Source organism: Enterobacter sp. Lyrl_3 (assembly GCF_051948675.1).
Lineage (GTDB): Bacteria > Pseudomonadota > Gammaproteobacteria > Enterobacterales > Enterobacteriaceae > Enterobacter > Enterobacter cloacae.
The window spans coordinates 1-17,726 of sequence record NZ_JAYJLI010000031.1 but is presented as its reverse complement, the minus strand read 5'-3'; the positions used below and the strand labels follow the sequence as shown (position 1 = coordinate 17,726).

At 54.4% G+C, this 17,726-nt stretch carries 21 protein-coding genes and 1 tRNA gene; 12 read left to right on the top strand and 10 right to left on the bottom strand.

Annotated features, from left to right (window positions below; all coding sequences use genetic code 11):
* Nucleotides 1-74 precede the first annotated feature (74 nt).
* Nucleotides 75-605 carry a lipocalin family protein gene (locus VF709_RS24115; protein WP_013095269.1) on the top strand — a complete coding sequence of 177 codons (531 nt, stop codon included), beginning with the start codon at nucleotides 75-77 and terminating at the stop codon, nucleotides 603-605.
* Here VF709_RS24115 and sugE read toward each other — a convergent pair.
* Complete coding sequence (gene sugE / locus VF709_RS24110; RefSeq protein WP_013095268.1) at nucleotides 602-919, bottom strand: quaternary ammonium compound efflux SMR transporter SugE; 318 nt, start codon at nucleotides 917-919, stop codon at nucleotides 602-604. The two genes, VF709_RS24115 and sugE, sit on opposite strands and share 4 nt — an antisense overlap.
* 262 nt (nucleotides 920-1,181) lie before the next feature.
* Between sugE and VF709_RS24105 the strand changes: the two genes are divergently transcribed.
* On the top strand, nucleotides 1,182-1,781 hold the full coding sequence (locus VF709_RS24105; protein ID WP_020688984.1) for a response regulator transcription factor: 600 nt from the start codon (nucleotides 1,182-1,184) through the stop codon (nucleotides 1,779-1,781).
* A 37-nt stretch (nucleotides 1,782-1,818) separates the two neighbouring features.
* On the opposite strand, the gene ecnB is transcribed toward VF709_RS24105, so the two are convergent.
* From ecnB to efp, 3 genes are all read right to left on the bottom strand, one after another.
* Entirely contained in the window at nucleotides 1,819-1,965 is a 147-nt protein-coding gene (gene ecnB, locus VF709_RS24100) for a lipoprotein toxin entericidin B (protein WP_003025482.1), read from the bottom strand.
* 108 nt (nucleotides 1,966-2,073) lie between these two features.
* On the bottom strand, nucleotides 2,074-2,205 hold the full coding sequence (locus VF709_RS24095; RefSeq protein WP_013095266.1) for an entericidin A/B family lipoprotein: 132 nt from the start codon (nucleotides 2,203-2,205) through the stop codon (nucleotides 2,074-2,076).
* Between the two features lie 47 nt (nucleotides 2,206-2,252).
* Complete coding sequence (efp, locus tag VF709_RS24090) at nucleotides 2,253-2,819, bottom strand: elongation factor P (protein ID WP_014830362.1); 567 nt, start codon at nucleotides 2,817-2,819, stop codon at nucleotides 2,253-2,255.
* A 40-nt stretch (nucleotides 2,820-2,859) separates the two neighbouring features.
* On the opposite strand from efp, the gene epmB reads away from it, so the two are divergent.
* On the top strand, nucleotides 2,860-3,888 hold the full coding sequence (gene epmB, locus VF709_RS24085) for an EF-P beta-lysylation protein EpmB (RefSeq protein WP_149896991.1): 1,029 nt from the start codon (nucleotides 2,860-2,862) through the stop codon (nucleotides 3,886-3,888).
* A 480-nt stretch (nucleotides 3,889-4,368) separates the two neighbouring features.
* Here the strand turns inward: epmB and VF709_RS24080 are convergent, their stop codons facing one another.
* Nucleotides 4,369-4,722: a DUF4156 domain-containing protein gene (locus VF709_RS24080; RefSeq protein ID WP_013095263.1), complete on the bottom strand. Its 354-nt coding sequence runs from the start codon at nucleotides 4,720-4,722 to the stop codon at nucleotides 4,369-4,371.
* Between the two features lie 254 nt (nucleotides 4,723-4,976).
* On the opposite strand from VF709_RS24080, the gene VF709_RS24075 reads away from it, so the two are divergent.
* Nucleotides 4,977-5,654: a nucleoside recognition domain-containing protein gene (locus tag VF709_RS24075; protein WP_013095262.1), complete on the top strand. Its 678-nt coding sequence runs from the start codon at nucleotides 4,977-4,979 to the stop codon at nucleotides 5,652-5,654.
* Nucleotides 5,635-6,096 carry a YjiG family protein gene (locus tag VF709_RS24070; protein ID WP_023622425.1) on the top strand — a complete coding sequence of 154 codons (462 nt, stop codon included), beginning with the start codon at nucleotides 5,635-5,637 and terminating at the stop codon, nucleotides 6,094-6,096. Before VF709_RS24075 ends, VF709_RS24070 begins: the two co-directional genes overlap by 20 nt.
* Before the next feature lie 89 nt (nucleotides 6,097-6,185).
* Here VF709_RS24070 and groL read toward each other — a convergent pair whose 3' ends face one another.
* The gene (gene groL / locus VF709_RS24065; protein WP_013095260.1) at nucleotides 6,186-7,832 is read right to left on the bottom strand and encodes a chaperonin GroEL; all 1,647 of its coding nucleotides are present in this window, start codon (nucleotides 7,830-7,832) and stop codon (nucleotides 6,186-6,188) included.
* A 39-nt stretch (nucleotides 7,833-7,871) separates the two neighbouring features.
* Nucleotides 7,872-8,165 (bottom strand): co-chaperone GroES, encoded by a 294-nt coding sequence (locus VF709_RS24060; RefSeq protein WP_003855929.1) that lies wholly within the window; start codon nucleotides 8,163-8,165, stop codon nucleotides 7,872-7,874.
* A 178-nt stretch (nucleotides 8,166-8,343) separates the two neighbouring features.
* Between VF709_RS24060 and yjeH the strand changes: the two genes are divergently transcribed.
* Nucleotides 8,344-9,564: an L-methionine/branched-chain amino acid transporter gene (gene yjeH / locus VF709_RS24055; protein WP_149896992.1), complete on the top strand. Its 1,221-nt coding sequence runs from the start codon at nucleotides 8,344-8,346 to the stop codon at nucleotides 9,562-9,564.
* 37 nt (nucleotides 9,565-9,601) lie between these two features.
* Here yjeH and VF709_RS24050 read toward each other — a convergent pair whose 3' ends face one another.
* Nucleotides 9,602-10,066, bottom strand: coding sequence for an FxsA family protein (locus tag VF709_RS24050; protein ID WP_013095258.1), 465 nt, complete (start codon nucleotides 10,064-10,066; stop codon nucleotides 9,602-9,604).
* A 335-nt stretch (nucleotides 10,067-10,401) separates the two neighbouring features.
* Here VF709_RS24050 and aspA point away from each other — a divergent pair, with 335 nt between their 5' ends.
* The 5 genes from aspA to VF709_RS24025 all read left to right on the top strand — a co-directional run bounded on the left by aspA (nucleotide 10,402) and on the right by VF709_RS24025 (nucleotide 15,993).
* A complete protein-coding gene (aspA, locus tag VF709_RS24045) occupies nucleotides 10,402-11,838 on the top strand; it encodes an aspartate ammonia-lyase (RefSeq protein ID WP_003855923.1) in 1,437 nt (478 codons plus the stop codon).
* A 116-nt stretch (nucleotides 11,839-11,954) separates the two neighbouring features.
* Nucleotides 11,955-13,256, top strand: a complete 1,302-nt coding sequence (locus tag VF709_RS24040) for an anaerobic C4-dicarboxylate transporter (RefSeq protein ID WP_013095257.1) — start codon at nucleotides 11,955-11,957, stop codon at nucleotides 13,254-13,256.
* Nucleotides 13,257-13,369: 113 nt separating this feature from the next.
* Nucleotides 13,370-13,693 (top strand): divalent cation tolerance protein CutA, encoded by a 324-nt coding sequence (gene cutA / locus VF709_RS24035; protein ID WP_013095256.1) that lies wholly within the window; start codon nucleotides 13,370-13,372, stop codon nucleotides 13,691-13,693.
* Complete coding sequence (locus VF709_RS24030; RefSeq protein WP_440232396.1) at nucleotides 13,669-15,369, top strand: protein-disulfide reductase DsbD; 1,701 nt, start codon at nucleotides 13,669-13,671, stop codon at nucleotides 15,367-15,369. The genes cutA and VF709_RS24030 overlap by 25 nt, the downstream gene beginning before the upstream one ends.
* A gap of 48 nt (nucleotides 15,370-15,417) precedes the next feature.
* A complete protein-coding gene (locus tag VF709_RS24025) occupies nucleotides 15,418-15,993 on the top strand; it encodes a transcriptional regulator (RefSeq protein WP_038418502.1) in 576 nt (191 codons plus the stop codon).
* Here VF709_RS24025 and VF709_RS24020 read toward each other — a convergent pair.
* Nucleotides 15,990-16,580 carry a LysE family translocator gene (locus tag VF709_RS24020; RefSeq protein WP_020688994.1) on the bottom strand — a complete coding sequence of 197 codons (591 nt, stop codon included), beginning with the start codon at nucleotides 16,578-16,580 and terminating at the stop codon, nucleotides 15,990-15,992. The two genes, VF709_RS24025 and VF709_RS24020, sit on opposite strands and share 4 nt — an antisense overlap.
* A 36-nt stretch (nucleotides 16,581-16,616) precedes the next feature.
* Complete coding sequence (locus tag VF709_RS24015) at nucleotides 16,617-17,462, bottom strand: AraC family transcriptional regulator (protein ID WP_038418500.1); 846 nt, start codon at nucleotides 17,460-17,462, stop codon at nucleotides 16,617-16,619.
* Between the two features lie 169 nt (nucleotides 17,463-17,631).
* Here VF709_RS24015 and VF709_RS24010 point away from each other — a divergent pair.
* Nucleotides 17,632-17,707, top strand: a tRNA-Phe gene (locus VF709_RS24010).
* The last annotated feature ends 19 nt before the right edge of the window (nucleotides 17,708-17,726 follow it).

The window sequence follows — 17,726 nt, the reverse complement described above, 5'->3', positions numbered from 1 at the left end:
GAAACACGCTGCACAATCTTCCGCAATTTCCCTGCTGTCATCTACACTTAACAAAAAACAGTAAGGAAACTCCTATGCGCATTCTGCCTGTTATCGCCGCGGTGACAGCCGCGTTTTTAGTGGTTGCCTGCAGTTCCCCTACCCCTCCCTCCGGCGTCACTGTTGTAAGTAATTTCGACGCTCAACGTTTCCTCGGAACCTGGTATGAAATCGCCCGGCTCGACCATCGGTTTGAGCGGGGGTTAGAGAAAGTCACAGCACATTACAGTTCGATGGACGACGGGGGTATTCAGGTAATCAACCGTGGATACAATCCGGATCGGCAGATGTGGCAACAGTCGACGGGAAAAGCGTACTTTACCGGCGACCCGCGCCGGGCTGCGCTAAAAGTCTCGTTCTTTGGCCCGTTCTATGGCGGGTACAATGTCATCGCCCTCGACAGAGAGTACCGCCATGCGCTGGTCTGCGGGCCGGATCGCGACTATTTATGGATACTCTCCCGCACACCGACCATTTCGTCAGAGATGAAACAGCAGATGCTGGACGTTGCGACCCGGCAAGGGTTTGATGTGTCAAAACTCATCTGGGTAGAACAACCGCATTAGTGGGCGCTGAGTTTCAGCCCAATAATACCGCACACAATCAACGCGAGGCTGGCGATACGCGCCAGACTCGCCGACTCTCCCAGCAGCAAAATCCCGGTAATCGCCGCGCCCACTGCACCAATGCCCGTCCAGACAGCATAGGCCGTCCCCACCGGCAAAGAGCGCATCGCCCAGGAGAGCAGCACAATACTCACAATCATGGCGGTAACGGTAATCACGCTGGGTGTCAGGCGAGTAAATCCGTGGGTGTACTTCAGACCAATTGCCCAAACCACTTCGAGCAGACCGGCGATAACAAGAATAATCCAGGACATTTCAGGCTCCTTAACTTAACTGCAAGTTGGGGCCGTCCCCGGTGAACGAAACGCTTACGGGTCGTCCCGTAAGGCATAGATTAGGTCACTTATTTTGGTTAACGAACGATTTTTTTTCAATCCCTTTGTGCTGAACCTGTTAAGGCAAGAAATAGCCTCAGTATGGCGCGTAGTTCAGGCATTTATCACTCATCCGACTTCTCTATCATGATGTGCTTTCTGATGGCAGGAAGCCAAACCACTAGCCGACTGCGAATCTATTATGTTCAAAATTCTTTTGATTGACCGATGTCACTTCACCCGCGCGGGGTTTGAAGCATGGCTCAATCATTCCGGTTTGTTTCCCGGGCACTTCGTCGTGACCGGGCTGAATAATCTCATCCTCGCCAGAGAGCATATTCTGCAGTGGGATCCATCGGTGGTTATCGCCGATCTGCACGGCTTTATGCAGGACATTCACCATTTCCAGCAGCTTTCTTCCCTGCTGAACGCCAGTGAAAAAGTGCCTTTCATTTTGCTGCAGTCGGGGGAAGATAAAGAGATGGCAGGCTTTCTGTCCCAATTTCCGATATGGGCTTCGCTTACCAAAAATGTCGGACTGGAGACGCTGGCGACGGTCATCAACGACGCCCTGACAACTCGCGCAAGCGTTGAGATCCCTGCGGTCGCAGCCCCCCTGTTGACTCGCCAGGAGGAGAAGGTGTTGACGCTGTGGATGGATGGCGCAAGCAATCAGAAGATTGCCACTCACCTGAGTATCAATGGAAAAACGGTCTATACCTATAAGCGAAATATCCGCATGAAATTGCATATGGATACGCGCTTTTCCCCGTTTTTATCTTTGCAGGAATCAGAAAACTGACGGTACGAAACCCGTCCGGGCCCGTACCGTTTTTAAATTACTGCTGAGCTTTTGTTGCCGCGCCGGAGATTGCACTACCGCCTTCAGAAATGTCCTGACCAACGCCGCGCGTGGTATTACAGGCCGTTAATACTGAAGAAAGTACCAGAACTGAAAAGATCGCTGCAATTGTCTTCTTAACCATAATATCTTCCTTTTATAGCCAGAGTTGTTTTGTGTATAGCAACTTAAGAATAGACAAGATCCCGCCAGTTGACGGAAAAGGAAGCATTTTTAGGAAAATTAGACGGGATTAGCTGGCGGCGTGAGAAATGATATGGCCGAGATCCTGGATATCCTCCCCCATTCCACGTGTGGTATTACAGCCGGAAAGCAACGCGCTGGACAGCGCTAACAGAAGCAGAATTTTAACGGTGCGTTTCATCATCCCTGCCTGCAAAAATCAGGCGCAGCAACGCTGCGCCTTAACACTTACTTCACGCGAGATACGTATTCGCCGGAGCGGGTATCCACTTTGATCACTTCGCCAGTCTGTACGAACAGTGGCACTTTAACCACGGCACCGGTAGACAGTTTCGCTGGCTTACCACCTGTACCGGCGGTGTCACCTTTCAGACCTGGGTCAGTTTCAACGATTTCCAGTTCAACGAAGTTCGGTGGGGTAACCGCGATAGGCTGGCCGTTCCACAGAGTCACGATGCACTCAGCCTGATCCAGCAGCCATTTGTCGCTATCGCCAATGGCTTTAGCGTCAGCAGACAACTGTTCGAACGTTTCGTTGTTCATGAAGTGCCAGAACTCACCGTCGTTGTACAGGTAAGTCAGGTTCATATCGACAACATCAGCGCCTTCAGCGGAGTCAGTAGACTTGAAGGTTTTTTCGACACGGGTACCGGTCAGCAGGCGGCGCAGCTTAACGCGTGCAAATGCCTGGCCTTTACCTGGTTTAACGAATTCGCTGGCTTCAACCGCATACGGTTCGCCGTCCAACATGATTTTAAGACCAGCACGAAAATCGTTGCTATAGTACGTTGCCATAAGGCCCTCTAAATTTGTTAACTGGTAGCTTAGCCACAAAATGGCGCATATTGTAACCCTAAACACCCCGTCCAGAGAAGATTGGTTATCGCAACTTGCCGATGTAATCACCAGTCCTGATGAATTACTGCGTCTTCTTGAGCTCGAACAGCATACCGATTTGCTGGCCGGCCGGGAGGCGAAGCGGCTTTTCGCCCTGCGCGTTCCCCGCGCGTTTGTTGCCCGTATGGAGAAAGGCAAACCTGACGATCCATTATTAAAACAGACGCTTACCGCACAGGAAGAGTTCATTACGGCACCGGGCTATAGCACCGATCCGCTGGAAGAGCAGAACAGCGTGGTACCCGGTTTGCTGCACAAGTATCTGAACCGTGCGCTGCTGCTGGTGAAAGGTGGCTGTGCGGTAAATTGCCGTTATTGCTTCCGTCGACACTTCCCGTATGCCGAAAATCAGGGCAATAAACGCAACTGGCAGGTCGCGCTGGACTATATCGCCGCCCATTCTGAGCTGGATGAGATCATTTTTTCCGGTGGCGATCCGCTGATGGCGAAAGATCATGAGCTGGACTGGCTGCTGACCCAGCTTGAAGCCATTCCGCATATTAAGCGCCTGCGCATACACAGCCGTCTGCCGATTGTTATTCCGGCACGTATCACTGACGGACTGGTCTCACGCCTGGAGCAGTCCCGCCTGCAGGTGCTGCTGGTGAACCATATCAATCACGCCAATGAAATTGATGATGCATTTCGTGCGGCAATGGTGCGTTTACGCAAGGCAGGCGTGACGCTTCTGAACCAGAGCGTGCTGCTGCGCGGCGTAAATGATAATGCCCGCGTGCTGGCGGACCTCAGCAATGCGCTGTTTGATGCGGGAGTGATGCCCTATTACCTGCACGTGCTGGATCGCGTTCAGGGTGCGGCCCATTTCATGGTGACGGATGAAGAAGCCCGGCAGATCGTGCGTGAACTGTTAACGCTGGTGTCAGGTTATATGGTGCCGAAGCTGGCGCGTGAGATTGGCGGTGAACCGAGCAAGACGCCGCTGGATTTGCAGCTAAGACAGAGCTAGTTTCCCCTCAGCCTAACCCTCTCCCGGTGGGTTGAGGGATCCCCAGTAATTTTTTACCGAAAGCGACGAAAGTTGTTTCAGGAAAATTAATGACTTACAGCGACGCCCTGGTCCGGCTGTAAATCGCTGAGGCGTTTCCTGCAGGCCGGGGCGAGGCGCATGGATGCGCCGAGAGGGCGGATTTACAGGGATGTTACCTCCGCCCGTCCCCGATAAGCCGGAAGGAATAAGCCGAGGGCACCGCGAAGCGGCGATTTACCGCCGGGAGCCCGGGTCGCCAGGGCGGCGGCGACTGAGCCACCCTGGCACGTTCACGGGCTATGTCGTTACAGAGTAGCAAGGAACATAAAGTGAACGGAATTACCTCTACAGCCATATGTTCCCCCTCACCCCAACCCTCTCCCTCAAGGGAGAGGGGGTCCTCCGTGCAGGCATTATTTTGTGGGGAACCCTCTCCCGGTGGGAGAGGGAAAAAGGCAATCAGTTCGGGCACTTATAGACCTGGCCATTCATCTGGCTGGCGGTTGGCACGAAGCTGGATAACATTCCCTGCGTCGGGCTGCTTACTCCGTAAATCACGTTGCCACCCATCGCCGCGGCCTGGTTACGCAAGGCATTGGCCGCGCCACGCATAGAGCCGCCCTCTTCGCCGTGCTGACCCGACATCCAGTTGCTTTGCTCACCGGTTGCCGTGCCTAAAAACTGGCACTCGTTACCCGGCTTATCTTCCACAAAGCGAACGCCCTGACCCGCTGCAGTCAGCTCATTGCTGGAGCTACACCCCGCCAGCAGCAATGCTGCTCCTACAATCCCTGCACAGACTTTTACGCGCATGTTATTCCTCGTTTTCAATAAGCTGGACAGTAGTTGTCCGTGTGTAAACCTTATACTAAAAAGATGACCAAAAGAAAAACCTCCGTGCGTTTCTGCGAGATATCAAGCACGAATGGTGCCTTCGCCTCCCCTAAATGAATTCTGATAATCACCCCGCGGATATCGTTTTTTTATGCTTTTTCGTTTTTAGTGACAGGCCACCGGCTTATTTTTTGCGCGTGTGGTGACAGGGAAACATAAAAACAGGAGGCAACATGAGTGAAGTATCCCCGAATCAGGGGAAAGTGACGTGGGTAGGGTATCTCGCTTTCTTTCTAACCATCATTTTCTTTTCTGGCTTTTTCGCCAAAGCCACCGAATGGTGGCGAGTCTTTGATTTCACCGTGCTGAACGGCACATTTGGTCAGGTTAACGGCGAAGGCGCCGCAAGCGTCTCTTTTCGCGGCACAGGCGGTACCGGCGCAAAAGATGGCTTTCTGTTTGCGCTGGAACTGGCACCGTCTGTCATTTTGTCGCTGGGCATCATTTCAGTGACCGAAGGGCTGGGCGGGCTGCGGGCGGCACAGCAATTGATGACGCCCGTTTTGAAACCGTTGCTGGGCATTCCAGGTATTTGTTCTCTGGCGCTTATCGCCAATTTGCAAAACACCGATGCGGCTGCAGGTATGACCAAAGAGCTCGCCGATGAAGGCGTTATCAGCGACAGGGAACGAGCGATTTTCGCCACCTTTCAGACCAGCGGTAGCGCAATTATCACCAATTACTTCTCGTCCGGCGCGGCGCTGTTCACCAGCATCACCGTGCCGGTTATCACCCCGCTGGCAGTGATTCTGGTCTTTAAATTTATAGGTGCCAATTTTCTTAGAGCATGGATTGCGCACATGGAAACCCGTCAGATCAAGGAGAGAGAAGATGACCGCCGAAGTGCGTAAAAACCTGATGGATCTCTTTATCGACGGCGCTCGCCGTGGCTTTACCATCGCCACCACCAGCCTGCTGCCAAACGTCGTAATGGCCTTCGTGATCATCCAGGCGCTGAAGGTAACAGGATTGCTGGATATCGTTGGCCGCGTTTGCGAGCCGATTATGGCGCTGTGGGGGCTGCCCGGAGAAGCCGCCACCGTGTTGCTGGCGTCGGTGATGAGCATGGGCGGCGGCGTGGGCGTCTGCGCAAGCCTGGTGGTGGCAGGGTCGCTCAGCGGGCATGACGCCACCGTACTGCTTCCGGCTATCTATCTGATGGGTAATCCGGTGCAAAACACCGGCCGCTGTCTCGGTACGGCAGGGGTAAACCCTAAATACTATCCGCATATTATTGGCGTCTGCGTAATTAACGCTCTGCTCTCTATGTGGGTCATGCAACTGCTGTTCTAAAACAAAAAACCCCGGACAGCGATGCCCGGGGTTTTTTATTAAGAGGTAGATACGCCCAACGCCTGATGGCTGCCGGGCGCAGGGGGCAATTACATCATGCCGCCCATTCCACCCATGCCGCCCATACCACCAGCAGCACCTAAGTCAGGTGCGTCGCCTTTAGGCAGGTCGGTCACCATGCACTCGGTAGTGATCATCAGGCCAGCTACAGATGCCGCATACTGCAGAGCAGAACGGGTCACTTTAGTTGGATCCAGGATACCGAAGTCGATCATGTTGCCGTATTCTTCTGTTGCCGCGTTGTAACCGTAGTTACCTTCGCCCGCTTTCACGTTGTTGGTAACAACAGATGGCTCTTCACCGGCGTTGGAAACGATCTGACGCAGAGGCGCTTCCATCGCGCGCAGCGCAACTTTGATACCCACGTTCTGGTCTTCGTTCTGACCGGACAGGCCAGCCAGTTTGGCGGCAACACGCACCAGCGCAACACCACCACCAGCAACCACGCCTTCTTCTACCGCAGCACGGGTCGCGTGCAGGGCATCGTCAACGCGTGCTTTTTTCTCTTTCATTTCAACTTCGGTAGCCGCACCGACTTTGATTACCGCAACGCCGCCTGCCAGTTTCGCTACGCGCTCCTGCAGTTTTTCACGGTCGTAATCAGACGTTGCTTCTTCAATTTGCTTACGGATCTGAGCAACACGGCCCTGAATAGCGGACTCTTCACCCACGCCATCGATGATGGTGGTGGTGTCTTTGTTGATCACAACACGTTTCGCCTGGCCCAGGTCTTCCAGGGTCGCTTTTTCCAGCTCCATACCGATCTCTTCAGAGATTACAGTACCACCGGTCAGGGTAGCGATGTCCTGCAGCATAGCTTTACGACGGTCGCCGAAGCCAGGTGCTTTAACCGCAGCCACTTTCACGATGCCACGCATGGTGTTAACCACCAGGGTCGCCAGCGCTTCGCCTTCAACGTCTTCAGCGATGATAACCAGTGGCTTGCCTGCTTTCGCAACGGCTTCCAGCACTGGCAGCATTTCGCGGATGTTGGAAACTTTCTTATCAGCCAGCAGGATGAACGGGCTTTCCAGCTCAACAGCGCCAGTTTCTGGCTTGTTGATAAAGTATGGGGACAGGTAACCGCGGTCGAACTGCATACCTTCAACCACGTCCAGTTCGTCTTCCAGACCGGTACCGTCTTCAACGGTGATCACGCCTTCTTTACCGACTTTGTCCATCGCTTCAGCGATCAGTTTACCTACGGTTTCGTCGGAGTTAGCGGAGATGGTACCTACCTGAGCAATCGCTTTAGAGTCAGAGCATGGTACAGACAGCGCTTTCAGTTCTTCAACAGCGGACGCGACAGCTTTGTCGATACCACGTTTCAGATCCATTGGGTTCATGCCCGCAGCAACGGCTTTCAGACCTTCAGTGATGATTGCCTGCGCCAGTACGGTCGCGGTGGTGGTACCGTCGCCCGCAGCGTCGTTCGCTTTAGAGGCCACTTCTTTCACCATCTGCGCGCCCATGTTTTCGAACTTGTCTTCCAGCTCGATTTCACGTGCAACGGAAACACCATCTTTGGTGATGGTTGGCGCGCCGAAGGATTTATCCAGCACTACGTTACGGCCTTTCGGGCCCAGGGTGACTTTAACTGCGTCTGCCAGTACGTTTACGCCGCGGAGCATTTTTACACGAGCGTCGTTACCGAATTTTACGTCTTTAGCTGCCATGTTCTTATTTCCTCAAATTCGTACAGTTTCGTGCGTTAATTACGCTTCAACAATTGCCAGAATGTCGCTCTCAGACATGATCAACACTTCTTCATTGTCGATCTTCTCGGATTTCACGCCGTAGCCATCGTTGAAAATGACGATGTCACCAACTTTAACGTCCAGTGGCTGCACAGTTCCGTTTTCCAGGATGCGGCCCTTACCGACAGCGATGATTTCGCCACGCGTTGATTTTGCTGCTGCAGAACCCGTCAGAACGATGCCGCCAGCAGACTTGGTTTCAACTTCTTTACGTTTGACGATCACACGATCATGTAACGGACGAATACTCATTGATAGCTCTCCTTTGAGAAAGTCATTATCAGTTATGGATGACGCCGGGCCGCACACGGTTTTCCGGCTAGTGCCCTGAGAGATGGGGATAGCTTTTTACCCCTTCAAGGGGGAGTCGAAAAAAAATTTGCGAAAGTGTTACCATCGGCTCTCTTTGAATGGTGGCGGGACGATGTCAATGAGTGGACTCAAGCAGGAGTTGGGGCTGGCGCAGGGGGTAGGCCTGCTCTCAACCTCCTTGTTAGGAACAGGGGTGTTTGCGGTGCCCGCACTGGCGGCGCTGGTTGCCGGTAATAACAGCCTGTGGGCGTGGCCGGTGCTGATTGTGCTGGTGTTCCCGGTTGCGATCGTGTTCGCCATTCTGGGAAGGCATTTTCCCAGCGCGGGCGGCGTGGCGCACTTTGTCGGCATGGCGTTTGGCCCACGACTGGAGCGCGTCACCGGCTGGCTGTTCCTTTCCGTCATTCCGGTTGGTCTGCCTGCGGCGTTGCATATCGCAACCGGCTTTGGGCAAGCGCTCTTCGGCTGGCATGACGAAGCACTGCTGCTGGCTGAGCTGGGTACGCTGGCTATCGTCTGGTGGGTGGGCTCACGCGGGGCCAGTTCCAGCGCTAACCTGCAGACGATCGTCGCGGTGCTGATTGTCGCGCTCATCGCCGCTATCTGGTGGGCGGGTGATATTCGCGTCGAGGAGATCCCCTTCCCGGCCATCACCGATATCGATCATGCGCAGCTCTTCGCTGCCCTGTCAGTCATGTTCTGGTGTTTTGTCGGTCTGGAAGCGTTCGCCCATCTGGCGTCGGAGTTTAAGTATCCCGAGCGCGATTTTCCGCGAGCCCTGATGATTGGCCTGTTGGTCGCAGGCACGGTTTACTGGGCCTGTACTGTGCTGGTGCTGCACTTCGACGCTTTTGGCGCAGATAAAGCAGCCGCCGCTTCGCTGCCGGGTATCGTGGTGCAGCTGTTCGGCGTAAAAGCGCTGTGGGTGGCCTGTGTGATTGGCTATCTGGCCTGTTTTGCCAGCCTCAATATTTACATCCAGAGCTTTGCGCGGCTGGTGTGGTCTCAGGCGCGCAATAAACCGCAGAGCCGTCTTGCGCAGTTGTCTAAGCGTCAGCTGCCGGTGAATGCGCTGAATCTCGTGCTGGGAAGTTGCGTTGTGAGCACGTTGTGCATTTACGCGCTTAAGATCAATCTGGATGCGCTAATCATCTATGCCAACGGCATATTTATTATGATCTACCTGCTGTGCATGCTGGCGGGTTGTCGTCTGTTGAAGGGTCGCTATAAAGCACTGGCCGTTGTCGGGGGAGTGCTTTGCCTGCTGTTGCTGATGATGGTGGGATGGAAGAGTATGTACGCCGTCGTCATGCTGGCAGGGCTGTGGGTGGCGCTTTAGTCCCGCCCGGTAAGCGAAGCGTCACCGGGCAAAGACATTATCGATCGTCTTTATGATCCAAACGGTCGTGTTGGTCATCCTTACGCTGGTATTCCCCTTCAAACGTATCACCCGGGCCGGTGCTGAATCCGCCGCCCGGCATCCGGCTAAAGCGCAGATGCGGCAGCAGCTTCATGGTCAGGTGTTTTTGCACCGGCGGCAACAGCAGCAGCAGACCGAGGAAGTCGGTGAAGAAGCCCGGCAGGATCAGCAGCAGACCGGCAATAATCAGCGATACGCTTTTGATCATCTCGGCCGCCGGGCTCTCGCCTGCGGCCATCTTCTGCTGCATTAACAGGAAATTTTTGAAACCCTGATTACGCACCAGCGACATGCCGATGACGGAGGTGAAAATCACCAGAATCAGCGTCAGCAGGACGCCCAGCACATGGGCGACCTGGATAAAAATCGAAATCTCAATGTAAACATAGAGAAAGAAAGCAATAAACGGTATCCAGCGCACTGGCATCTCCTGTGTGGCAGGTGCCTTTTGGCCCCTGTCTGAATGTGTTCGCGACACGCGTCTGTAAGAGATGAGGACGGTTAGCTAAAATTCAATCGGTTTGCACGGATATTTTTTTTGGAAATATTAAAGCGGTGACCCATTTCACAGATTAATAATTATCATGGAATCGGGTCGATAATAAGTGATCCAGCTTACGGCAATTCGCTATCATCAGCATATGATCTCGAGCAATTGGCCGATTGAGGGAATAATCGTCGGTCAGAAAACATTCAAAACCACATAAATACTGTGTGTTTAGTACAATCCATCGGCAGCTTGAAAAGAAGGTTCACATGTTAAACAACATTCGTATCGAAGAAGACTTGTTGGGTACCAGGGAAGTTCCAGCGGATGCCTACTACGGTGTCCACACTCTGAGAGCGATTGAAAACTTCTACATCAGCAACAGCAAAATCAGCGACATTCCTGAGTTTGTCCGTGGCATGGTGATGGTGAAGAAAGCGGCAGCGCTGGCAAACAAAGAGCTGCAAACCATTCCTAAAAGCGCGGCAAATGCGATTATCGCGGCCTGCGATGAAGTGCTGAACAACGGCAAATGCATGGACCAGTTCCCGGTTGACGTCTATCAGGGCGGCGCGGGCACCTCCGTCAACATGAACACCAACGAAGTACTGGCAAATATCGGCCTGGAGCTGATGGGCCACCAGAAAGGTGAATACCAGTACCTGAACCCGAACGATCACGTCAACAAATGTCAGTCCACTAACGACGCCTACCCAACCGGCTTCCGCATCGCGGTTTATGCCTCCGTTGTGAAACTGGTCGACGCCATCAACCAGCTGGGCGACGGTTTCCAGCGCAAAGCGGTTGAGTTCCAGGACATTCTGAAAATGGGGCGAACCCAGTTGCAGGACGCGGTACCAATGACCCTCGGTCAGGAATTCCACGCGTTTAACGTGCTGCTGAATGAAGAAACCAAAAACCTGCTGCGCACTTCCGAGCTGCTGCTGGAAGTGAACCTGGGTGCCACCGCCATCGGTACGCGTCTGAACACCCCGGATGGCTATCAGCAGCTGGCGGTTCAGAAACTGGCTGAAGTCTCTAACCTGCCGGTCGTACCTGCAGAAGATCTGATTGAAGCCACCTCCGACTGCGGCGCCTACGTCATGGTACACAGCGCCCTGAAACGTCTGGCGGTGAAACTGTCCAAAATCTGTAATGACTTGCGCCTGCTCTCTTCCGGCCCACGCGCTGGCCTGAACGAAATCAACCTGCCAGAACTGCAGGCCGGTTCGTCCATCATGCCAGCGAAAGTGAACCCGGTAGTGCCAGAAGTGGTGAACCAGGTTTGCTTCAAGGTTATTGGTAACGATACGACCGTAACCATGGCCTCTGAAGCCGGTCAGCTGCAGCTGAACGTCATGGAGCCCGTGATTGGCCAGGCGATGTTCGAATCTATCCACATCCTGACTAACGCCTGCTATAACCTGCTGGAAAAATGCATCAACGGCATTACCGCGAATAAAGAAGTCTGCGAAGGTTACGTGTACAACTCCATCGGGATCGTCACCTACCTTAACCCGTTCATCGGGCACCATAACGGCGACATCGTCGGTAAGATTTGCGCCGAAACCGGTAAGAGCGTGCGTGAAGTCGTACTGGAGCGCGGACTGTTGACCGAAGCCGAGCTGGACGATATCTTCTCCGCCCAGAACCTGATGCACCCGGCATATAAAGCGAAACGATACACCGATGAAAGCGAACAGTAACCGTTCAGGCTAAGCTTCCGAAAGGCACGTCACTTGTGACGTGCCTTTTTTCTTTTTAGGCGTTACCAAAATACAACAATTCAATATCAACTTGTTAATAAGCAAGGCAGGTCCTTATGTTTGGAGCAGAACTCGTCATCGTCCTGTTGGCGATTTATTTGGGAGCAAGACTCGGGGGTATCGGCATCGGTTTTGCCGGCGGTCTCGGGGTGCTCGTTCTTACCCTTATCTTTCAGATTAAACCCGGCGCAATCCCGTTTGACGTTATCGAAATCATCATGGCAGTTATTGCCGCTATCGCCGCCATGCAGGTGGCTGGCGGTATGGACTACCTGGTGAGTCTGGCGGAGCGTATGCTGCGCCGTCATCCTAAATACATTACCTTCCTTGCCCCGCTGGTGACCTGGTTTATGACCATTCTCGCCGGTACCGGTCACACTGCCTTTTCCACGCTGCCGGTGATTACCGAAGTGGCGAAAGAACAGGGTATCCGTCCATCTCGCCCGCTCTCTATTGCGGTGGTGGCCTCCCAGATTGCGATTACCGCCTCGCCTATCTCCGCAGCAGTGGTGTTCTTCGCCGGTATCCTGGAACCCATGGGTGTGAGCTATCTGACGCTGCTGGCGATCTGTATTCCGGTAACGTTGATTGCAGTCATGATCACCGCCGTGCTGTGTAACTTCCTCGGCGCTGAACTGAAAGACGATCCGGTTTATCAGGAACGTCTGGCCAAGGGCGAAGTGAGCTTGCGCGGTAGCCAGGTCTTCAAACTGAAGCCGCATGCGAAACGCTCCGTGGTGCTGTTCCTGATCGGTATCGTGGCGGTGATGTTCTACGCGACGGCCATCAGTGACACAGTAGGCCTCATCCAGAACCCGGTTCTGCCGCGTAACGAAGCGATTGTGGTATTCATGCTGACCATCGCAACCCTGATCAGCATCACCTGTAAAATCGATACCAGCGAAGTGCTGAATGCCAGCACCTTTAAATCCGGTATGAGCGCCTGCGTGTGCGTGCTGGGTGTGGCATGGCTCGGTGATACCTTCGTAAAAGCGCACATCAGCGATATCCAGACCGTTGCGGGTGACCTGCTGCACAACTACCCATGGCTGCTGGCGGTGGTACTGTTCTTTGCCGCGACCCTGCTTTACTCTCAGGCTGCCACGACCAAGGCGCTGATGCCTGCGGCTCTGATGCTGGGCGTAACGCCACTGACAGCCATTGCCTCGTTTGCTGCCGTTTCTGCCCTGTTCGTTCTGCCCACTTATCCAACCCTGCTGGCGGCGGTTGAAATGGATGACACCGGTTCAACCCGCATCGGTAAGTATGTGTTTAACCATGCGTTCCTGATCCCGGGTGTGGTCGCGATTACGCTGTGCGTGATCCTCGGCTTTATCATCGGCGGCGTCGTGCTGTAAACCGTTTCGGGTTGTAAAAATAGTTAAAATCGGGCCGCTCTGCGGCCCGTTTCATTAATGACCAATCGCCTTGCGTGATATAGTGACCACTTTCGTGATGAGGAGGTCGACTTGTGAACACGCCTGATGCTGTTGTCGTATTGTGTACCGCCCCTGATGAAGCTTCCGCCCAGGATCTCGCCGCCAAAGTATTGGCCGAAAAACTGGCTGCCTGTGTAACCCTCCTCCCCGGAGCGACCTCCCTTTATTATTGGGAAGGCAAACTGGAGCAGGAGTATGAAGTCCAGATGTTGCTCAAAACCAACCCGGCAAACCAGCAGGCGCTTCTTGACTGCCTCAAATCTCATCATCCTTACCAAACTCCGGAACTGCTGGTATTGCCAGTGCTCCACGGTGATAACGATTATCTCTCATGGCTCAACGTTTCCTTACGCTGATCCTGCTGCTGTGCAGCACGTCAGTCTTTGCCGGGTTGTTTGACGCGCCCGGCCGTTCGAACTTTATTCCTGCCGATCAGGCATTTGTTTTCGATTTCCAGCAAAACCAGCATGACCTCAACCTCACCTGGCAGGTGAAAGAGGGCTATTACCTGTATCGTAAGCAGGTCAGTATCACACCCGCTCAGGCAAGCGTGGGCGCGCTGCAACTGCCTGCGGGAGAATGGCACGAGGATGAGTTTTACGGCAAAAGCGAGATTTATCGCCAGCACTTAAGCGTGCCCGTAACGGTGCAACAGGCAGACAAAGGCGCTACGCTCACCGTCACTTACCAGGGCTGTGCCGATGCAAGCTTCTGCTATCCCCCAGAAACGAGGATCGTTCCGCTTAGTGAAGTTAAAGCGTCTGCCGCCAACGTTGCTCCTCTTCCTGCAGAGGTCAAGCGTGAAGGTGAGCCTGCGTCAGACCTCCCTTTCTCCGCGCTCTGGGCCTTGCTGATTGGTATCGGCATCGCCTTCACGCCATGCGTACTGCCAATGTACCCGTTGATCTCCGGGATAGTGCTGGGCGGAAAACAGCGTCTTAGCACCGCCCGCGCGCTACTGCTTGCCTTTATTTACGTGCAGGGAATGGCGTTAACCTATACGGCACTCGGCCTCGTGGTTGCGGCGGCCGGCTTACAGTTCCAGGCGGCTCTTCAGCACCCTTATGTCCTTATCGGCCTGTCGGTGGTGTTTATCCTGCTGGCATTGTCGATGTTTGGCCTGTTCACCCTGCAACTGCCGTCTTCCCTGCAAACCCGCTTAACGCTGCTCAGCAACCGCCAACAGGGGGGTTCAGCAGGTGGTGTGTTTGCGATGGGAGCTATCGCCGGGCTGATTTGTTCGCCCTGCACCACTGCACCGCTTAGCGCGATTCTGCTCTATATCGCCCAGAGCGGTAATATGTGGCTTGGCGGCGGTACGTTGTACCTTTACGCGCTTGGGATGGGTCTACCGCTGATCCTGGTCACGGTATTTGGCAACCGCCTGCTGCCGAAGAGCGGGCCGTGGATGGAGACGGTGAAAACCGCGTTTGGCTTTGTCATTCTGGCGCTGCCGGTCTTCCTGCTGGAGCGTATTGTCGGTGACGTCTGGGGGATGCGCCTGTGGGCGATGCTCGGCGTAGCGTTCTTCTCCTGGGCGTTTATCGTCAGTCTGGGGGCAAAAAGCGCGTGGATGCGTCTGGTACAAATCGTCCTGCTCGCCGCTGCGCTGGTGAGCGTGCGTCCACTTCAGGATTGGGCATTTGGCACGCCAGTGGCTCAGAACCAGGCGCATCTGAATTTCATCCAGATTAAGAACGTGGATGATCTTAACCAGGCTCTGGCGCAGGCGCGCGGCAAACCGGTGATGCTCGATCTCTACGCAGACTGGTGCGTTGCCTGCAAAGAGTTTGAAAAGTACACCTTTAGCGACCCGCAGGTGCAAGGTGCGCTAAACGGGACCGTTCTGCTTCAGGCAAACGTGACCGCCAACAATGCGCAGGACAAAGCCCTGCTGAAGCAACTTAACGTGCTCGGGCTGCCGACCATTCTGTTCTTCAATCAACAGGGTGAAGAACAGCCAGGGCAGCGTGTAACCGGGTTTATGGACGCGGCGGCTTTCAGCGCGCATTTGCGCGATCGCCAACCGTAAACAACACTTTAAACGGGACAACCGTTGGGAATAACGGAGGAGAGAACCGTGCAACGCGAAGACGTACTGGGACAAGCCCTGCAATTACTTGAGATTCAAGGGATCGCCAGCACCACGCTTGAGATGGTAGCCGACCGTATCGATTACCCTCTGGATGAGCTTACGCGCTTCTGGCCCGATAAAGAGGCGCTGCTTTATGATGCCCTGCGCTACCTCAGCCAGCAGGTTGATATCTGGCGCAGGCAGCTGATGTTAAATGAAGGGCTGACCGCCGAACAGAAGCTGCTGGCGCGCTATACCGCGCTGACGGAATGTGTAAGTAACAACCGCTATCCGGGTTGTCTGTTTATCGCCGCCTGCACGTACTACCCCGATCCAGGCCATCCGATCCATCAGCTGGCGGATCAGCAAAAACGGGCGGCGCACGACTTCACCCACGAACTGCTGACAACGCTTGAAGTGGATGATCCGGCAATGGTGGCAAAGCAGATGGAACTGGTGCTGGAAGGCTGCCTGAGCCGTATGCTGGTAAACCGTAGCCAGGCCGATGTGGATACCGCTCACCGCCTGGCAGAGGACATCCTGCGCTTTGCCCAGTGCCGCATGGGCGGCGCGTTGACCTAAGCCAGCACCCCAGCCCAGGCTGAGACAAGCAGGCACAATGCCATCAGCCGCTGAAATCGCACCATCGCCACGGTGGTGCGAAAGAATTTATTTACCGCCTTCCCCAGCCACGCCCAGCACATCAGACACACCACCGAGATGGCCAGGAACCACAGCGCCATCAGCGCTATATCCCGCAGCGCGTGCTCGCTTGCAGGGGCAAACAGGCTGACAACCGCCAGCGCCATCATCCAGGTTTTCGGGTTTACGATCTGCAACAGGGCTGCAGCTTGCGCGGTAAAACGGGTATGCGTCTTCGCAGAGAGGTTTGCTGCAGGCGCGTTAAATAACTGCCAGCTCATCCAGCTTAGCCATAACACCCCTGCCCAGCTCATCATCTGACGAATCAGGGGGTACTGGCGAAGCACTTCCCCTGCACCGGCACCTGAAACCAGCACAATCATGCTCGCAGCCATGCATCCTCCAAGAATGGCCGGAACGGTTTTTTTGATGCCGAAGTGCTGGCTGTTGGTGAGAATGAGGATATTGGTCGGCCCTGGCGTTATCGAAGCGACAAAGGCAAACAGCAGAAAAGGTATTGTACTCACAGGTGGCTCCTTATTATCAGAGCCATCAATGTGCCGCTATTTTCTGGAAACGTCTGGAAGGTTTGTGCACAGCCGACGGTAATAGGCTGGCGATATACGGTATGCTCGCTGGAACCAGCGTCCAAGGTGGCTTTGGTCGGCAAAGCCTACCGCCGATGCCACATCCACGGGCAGCTCACCATGAGCCAGCAACTGGCGAGCTTTTGCAAGGCGTAGCTGAATAAGCCACGCATGCGGTGCCAGGTGAAACTCGCGTTTAAAACAGCGCGTCAGCGTGAAGCGGTCGATTCCCGTCTCACGTGCCAGATCCGACAACCCGACGTTTTCGTCCATATGCGCGTAGAGGTAATCGCGTGCACGATGCGCGACGGCAGCGCTTTGCCGTTGAGACGGGAGCCGCTTACGCCAGTGGCAGTGGGCGGTGATCTGAGAGAGCAGATTATCCATCGCGCTCTGCTGAACGATTTTCATCTCCGCGTTATGCAGTGTGGCAAAGGTCTCACCGATGCTACGTACCAGCCGTGGCTCGCGCGTCAGCGTTTGAGAAAAGTGCAGTGAATAGCTGTCAGGCGTAGCGTCATATAATCCGCGCAGCGTATGTGTTAGCCACTGCTCATCCAGATAAAAGGTAAGATAGGTAAAGCCGCCTTCTACAGGTGCGTCACCATCATGGATCTCACCCGGTTCCAGTAAAAACGCATCCCCCGGTTGACTACGATGACGCACGCGGCGGCAGTGAAACTGTTGAGTACCCGAAAGGGTGATCCCTACCAGATAGCTGTCGTGCCAGTGCGGATCGTAGGCATGCCCTTCGAAGTGCGCTTTAATCGTCTCAATGCCCGTCTCTGCATGCTGACGCAGCTCAAGCCAGTCGTTCGCCATACTGCCCTCCTCTTACTATCAGCATTGCTGCAGTGAACGGGTTCTGTCTGGAAGATTTGTGCACTTTCGTCGCATAAACCGACAGATTGCCGCAAACTTAAGCAGTTGAACAGCTTTTCCCTAAATAATGTTGACGCTCGGGCAGGATTGCGGTTTAATGCGCTCCGTTGCCCGGATAGCTCAGTCGGTAGAGCAGGGGATTGAAAATCCCCGTGTCCTTGGTTCGATTCCGAGTCCGGGCACCACTTTCACTTCTATGGTTGT

What these genes read in the sequence shown, in the direction of transcription:
- VF709_RS24115 (WP_013095269.1), top strand. Translation starts at nt 75, where the DNA reads ATGCGCATTCTGCCTGTTATCGCCGCGGTGACAGCCGCGTTTTTAGTG.
- sugE (WP_013095268.1), bottom strand. Translation starts at nt 919, where the DNA reads ATGTCCTGGATTATTCTTGTTATCGCCGGTCTGCTCGAAGTGGTTTGG.
- VF709_RS24105 (WP_020688984.1), top strand. Translation starts at nt 1,182, where the DNA reads ATGTTCAAAATTCTTTTGATTGACCGATGTCACTTCACCCGCGCGGGG.
- ecnB (WP_003025482.1), bottom strand. Translation starts at nt 1,965, where the DNA reads ATGGTTAAGAAGACAATTGCAGCGATCTTTTCAGTTCTGGTACTTTCT.
- VF709_RS24095 (WP_013095266.1), bottom strand. Translation starts at nt 2,205, where the DNA reads ATGAAACGCACCGTTAAAATTCTGCTTCTGTTAGCGCTGTCCAGCGCG.
- efp (WP_014830362.1), bottom strand. Translation starts at nt 2,819, where the DNA reads ATGGCAACGTACTATAGCAACGATTTTCGTGCTGGTCTTAAAATCATG.
- epmB (WP_149896991.1), top strand. Translation starts at nt 2,860, where the DNA reads ATGGCGCATATTGTAACCCTAAACACCCCGTCCAGAGAAGATTGGTTA.
- VF709_RS24080 (WP_013095263.1), bottom strand. Translation starts at nt 4,722, where the DNA reads ATGCGCGTAAAAGTCTGTGCAGGGATTGTAGGAGCAGCATTGCTGCTG.
- VF709_RS24075 (WP_013095262.1), top strand. Translation starts at nt 4,977, where the DNA reads ATGAGTGAAGTATCCCCGAATCAGGGGAAAGTGACGTGGGTAGGGTAT.
- VF709_RS24070 (WP_023622425.1), top strand. Translation starts at nt 5,635, where the DNA reads ATGACCGCCGAAGTGCGTAAAAACCTGATGGATCTCTTTATCGACGGC.
- groL (WP_013095260.1), bottom strand. Translation starts at nt 7,832, where the DNA reads ATGGCAGCTAAAGACGTAAAATTCGGTAACGACGCTCGTGTAAAAATG.
- VF709_RS24060 (WP_003855929.1), bottom strand. Translation starts at nt 8,165, where the DNA reads ATGAGTATTCGTCCGTTACATGATCGTGTGATCGTCAAACGTAAAGAA.
- yjeH (WP_149896992.1), top strand. Translation starts at nt 8,344, where the DNA reads ATGAGTGGACTCAAGCAGGAGTTGGGGCTGGCGCAGGGGGTAGGCCTG.
- aspA (WP_003855923.1), top strand. Translation starts at nt 10,402, where the DNA reads ATGTTAAACAACATTCGTATCGAAGAAGACTTGTTGGGTACCAGGGAA.
- VF709_RS24040 (WP_013095257.1), top strand. Translation starts at nt 11,955, where the DNA reads ATGTTTGGAGCAGAACTCGTCATCGTCCTGTTGGCGATTTATTTGGGA.
- VF709_RS24030 (WP_440232396.1), top strand. Translation starts at nt 13,669, where the DNA reads ATGGCTCAACGTTTCCTTACGCTGATCCTGCTGCTGTGCAGCACGTCA.
- VF709_RS24015 (WP_038418500.1), bottom strand. Translation starts at nt 17,462, where the DNA reads ATGGCGAACGACTGGCTTGAGCTGCGTCAGCATGCAGAGACGGGCATT.